General features: G+C 66.4%; 2 protein-coding genes. Both read right to left on the bottom strand.

What is annotated here, in order from left to right:
• Positions 1-327: hypothetical protein (locus AC1VAN_RS19205; protein ID WP_480986480.1), on the bottom strand; the 327-nt coding region annotated here is incomplete at its 3' end.
• A gap of 226 nt (positions 328-553) precedes the next feature.
• Positions 554-2,252 (bottom strand): propionate--CoA ligase (prpE, locus tag AC1VAN_RS19200; RefSeq protein ID WP_480986479.1); only part of this gene is annotated, 1,699 nt, incomplete at its 5' end.

Here is a 2,252-nt window from a genome sequence, read left to right as displayed (position 1 = left end):
TTTCAGGCCGAGATGGCGGCGCACGGCATCGCTCATCGCGTCGTACAACTGCTGGTACAGCGCCGGATCGTGCTCACGGCCGCTGCACAGCCCGCGCTGCGGTACAGGTTCGGCCCTGCCGCCGACCACTTCGATCAGGCCCAGTGCAGCCAGCTGCTGCAGCGCATCCGGCGGCGCGCGCAGTCCCTCGAACAAGCCGCGCAGTTCGCTTTCATCGCGCTGGCCGTCAACCATCAACAGGATCGAACGCAGCGCCGCCGGCAGGCGCCGGGCACGATCTTCGATTTCCTTGCGGCCAGCGGCCGTCTTGGCATGCAGCAGTGCCATAGCTCCCCCTTCCCACGATGCGATACGCATGCGCGCCCTTGCGGGCACGCCCCCTGTTCGCCATCCCCGGGTGGCACGCGCGTTCCCCGGCGCGTGACGCGTGTTGCAGGTCGATGACAGGCGGAGCTTAGCGCATGTCCTGGCAGGCCTGGGTAGCGCCAGGCCATGCTTGGCGGCTTTTCCGCGCTTTGCGCTCGCCGGGCATGGCCCGGCGCTACCACCCCGATCAGCGTCCCAGCGCGCGGCGGATCTCTTCCAGCGCGCCCGGGTCGTCCAGCGTCGACAGGTCGCCGGGGTCGCGCTGCTCGGCCAATGCCTGCAGCGAGCGACGCAGCAGCTTGCCCGAACGGGTCTTGGGCAGCGCGTTGACCACATGGATGTGCGCCGGTCGCGCCACCGCACCCAGCGAGGCGGTCACCGTGGCCATCATCTCGGCCACCACTGCGGCCGGGTCTTCGCCATCGAGCCCCTGCTTGAGGGTGACGAACACCAGCGGCACCTGCCCCTTCAATTCGTCCTTCACCCCGATCACCGCTGCCTCGGCCACGCGCGGGTGACTGGAGATGGCCTCTTCGATCTCACGCGTGCCCAGACGGTGCCCGGCCACGTTGATCACATCGTCGGTGCGGCCGAGGATGAAGGTATAGCCATCGTCATCGCGGATGGCCCAGTCCAGCGAGCTGTACAGCAGTTCCTTGAAGTGGCTGAAGTAGCTCTGCAGGAAGCGGCTGTCGTCATTCCAGACCRTGCTCATGCAGCCCGGCGGCAACGGCGGCGTCATCACCAGCACACCCTTCTGCCCGGCAGCCACCTCTTCACCGGTGTTCTCGTCGATCACCTTCATCCGGTAGCCGAGGTTGGGGAACCCGGGCGAGCCGAACCGCACCGGCTTCATGTCCAGCCCAGGCAGCAGGGTCAATGCCGGCCAACCGGTTTCGGTCTGCCAGTAGTTGTCAATGATCGGCTTGCCCAGCGCGTCGCTGATCCAGTGCGCGGTCGGCTCGTCCAGCGGCTCGCCGGCCAGGAACAGATACTTCAACGCATCCAGGTCGTGGCGGTGGATGAAATCGGCATCGTGCTTCTTCAGCACGCGGATCGCCGTCGGCGAAGAGAACATCGTGCGCACGTTGTACTGCTCGCACAGCGCCCACCAGATGCCCGGATCGGGGTTGGTCGGCAGCCCTTCGTACAGCAGCGAGGTGCAGCCGCCGATCAACGGGCCATACACGTTGTAGGAATGGCCCACGGCCCAGCCGACATCGGAGGTGGAGAACATCACCTGTCCCGGCTTGCAGTCGAACACGGTCTGCATCGACTGCGCCATCGCCACCGCATAGCCACCGACATCGCGCTGCACGCCCTTSGGCTTGCCGGTGGTGCCRGASGTRTASAGSAKGTAGCTGGGCTCGSWCGATTCCAGCCATTGCACCGGCACATCGGTCTGCCCGATCTGCGCACGCAGGGTGGCGTACTCGACGTCGCGCCCTTCGATGCGTGGCTCGGCCGGGTCCAGCCCGCGCGAAACGATCAGCACGTGCGGCGGCGGACTGCTGGCTTCGGCGCAGGCGGCATCGACCATCGTCTTGTACGGAATGAGCTTGCCGCCACGCATGCCGGCATCGGCAGCGATCAGCAGCTTCGGCTTGGCATCGTCGATGCGCAGCGCGAGGTTGTGCGCAGCGAAGCCRCCGAACACCACCGAGTGCACCGCACCGATACGTGCACAGGCAAGCATGGCGAACACGGCCTCGGCCATGTTCGGCATGTAGATCACCACGCGGTCGCCGTGGCCGACGCCGAGGTGCTTCAGCACGGCGGCGAAGTCGTTCACTTCGCGATACAACTGGCGATAGGTGATTTCGCGGGTGCTGTTGGTTTCGGTGGAGATGGCGACCAGTGCGAGCTGGTCCGGGCGGTCGGCCAGA

This window comes from Stenotrophomonas sp. 05L44_2, assembly GCF_056665995.1.
The sequence above is the reverse complement of the archived record's forward strand: the minus strand, read 5'-3'. Positions and strand labels throughout refer to the sequence as shown.